This is a genomic window from Paracraurococcus lichenis, assembly GCF_030657435.1.
Taxonomy (GTDB): domain Bacteria; phylum Pseudomonadota; class Alphaproteobacteria; order Acetobacterales; family Acetobacteraceae; genus Paracraurococcus; species Paracraurococcus lichenis.
Genome location: NZ_JAUTWS010000280.1, coordinates 1 through 1,557 on the forward strand (window position 1 = coordinate 1; position 1,557 = coordinate 1,557).

General features: G+C 71.8%; 1 protein-coding gene. It reads left to right on the top strand.

The window, feature by feature from the left end; genetic code table 11:
* Window positions 1-155 precede the first annotated feature (155 nt).
* Window positions 156-1,557 (top strand): ISNCY family transposase gene (locus Q7A36_RS39685; protein WP_305109301.1). Its coding sequence is split into 2 segments (ribosomal slippage), with 1,403 coding nucleotides annotated over them: window positions 156-1,053 and window positions 1,053-1,557; the frame shifts between segments, so codons are not numbered across the junction. This gene is flagged as partial in the annotation.

Consider the following 1,557-nt stretch of genomic DNA (forward strand, 5'->3'; position numbering starts at 1 on the left):
CTAGGCTGGCAAAGCTGACTGGTCTGAGGCGTTGAGAGGGCACCATCGGTGGCTCCTGGAGGCGCGAGATGGCCAGGGTATCGGCACGGCGGCAGCCGGAGCGGGAGCAGGTTCTCCTGCCGCTTCGGCAGGAATGCCCGGGGTGCGGCGGGCGGATGCACCTGCGCTACGAGAACCGCCGGCATCTGGTGATGCTGTCCGGCGCGGTACGGCTGCGGCTGAAGATCCGCTGGTGTGAGCAGGAGGGCTGTTCGCGCTTTCATGTTCCGTATCGGCCGGAGGCGGAGAGTGCGCTGGCGCTGCCGCAGCAGGAGTTCGGGCTGGACGTCATCACGCTGGTGGGCCTGCTGCGCCATCGCGACCACCGCAGCGTGCCGGAGATCCACGCCGCCCTGCGGGAGCGTGGGTTGGAGATCGCCCAGCGCAGTGTCACCAACCTGCTCGACCGCTACGACGAGCTGCTCGCCACCAGCCTGACCGACACGCGCCGGCTGCGGCGGGTGCTGCAAGGGCAGCGCGGGGTCATCCTGGCCCTCGATGGTCTGCAGCCGGATGTCGGGCACGAGGTGCTCTGGGTGGTGCGCGACTGCCTCTCGGGCGAGGTGCTGCTGGCGCGCAGCCTGCTCTCGGGCACGGCCGAGGATCTCGCCCCCTTGCTGCGCGAGGTGGTCGCGGCGGTGGGGGTTCCGGTGCTGGGGGTGGTCAGCGACGGGCAGACCTCGATCCGCCGGGCGGTCGAGCGGGCCCTGCCGGGGGTGCCGCACCAGCTCTGCCAGTTTCACTTTCTGCGCGAGGCGGCGCTGCCGATCTTCGAGGCCGATCGCCACGCCAAGGTGCGCCTCAAGGCCGAGGTGCGCGGAGTGCGGCCGATCGAGCGGGCGCTGGAGGGGCGCGACGACCCGGTGGCCGAGGTGGCCCGCGGCTACTGCGCGGCGGTGCGCAGTGCCATCACCGACGATGGCCGCCCGCCGCTGGCTGCCTCGGGGCTGCAGCTCAAGGCGCGGCTGGAGGCAGTGGCGGAGAGCCTGGACCGGGTGGCGGAAAAGGGGGGACCTCGCCGCCGCTCACGCGTCTGCGCCAGCTGATCGGCCGCGGCCTGGAGCGCACGGCCGAGCTCTGGCCGGACATCGAGCGTGCCTATGACTGGGTGCATCGGGCCGCTCATATCCTGAGCAATGAGGCTGGCGAGGACGCCACCAAGGTCCAGCGCCGCTTCGACGGCCTGGTCGCCGCGATCACCCGGCATCGCGCCAAGGCCGGCAGCCTGGCCGGGGCGATCGAGCACTTCGGCAAGGTCACCCGCAGCTACCGACCGGGGCTGTTCCACTGTTATGCCCTTCCCGACCTGCCGCGCACCGACAACGGCCTGGAGCAACTGTTCGGCTCGCAGCGCTACCACGAGCGCCGCGCCACAGGACGGAAAGCGGCCTCGCCAGCCCTCGTGCTGCGCGGCGAGGTGCGGGTGATCGCGGCCACGGCAACGCGACTGCACCCGCCCACCGCCGGCGACCTCGGCCATGTCGATCGACAACGCTGGCGCGATCTCCGCCGCAGGCT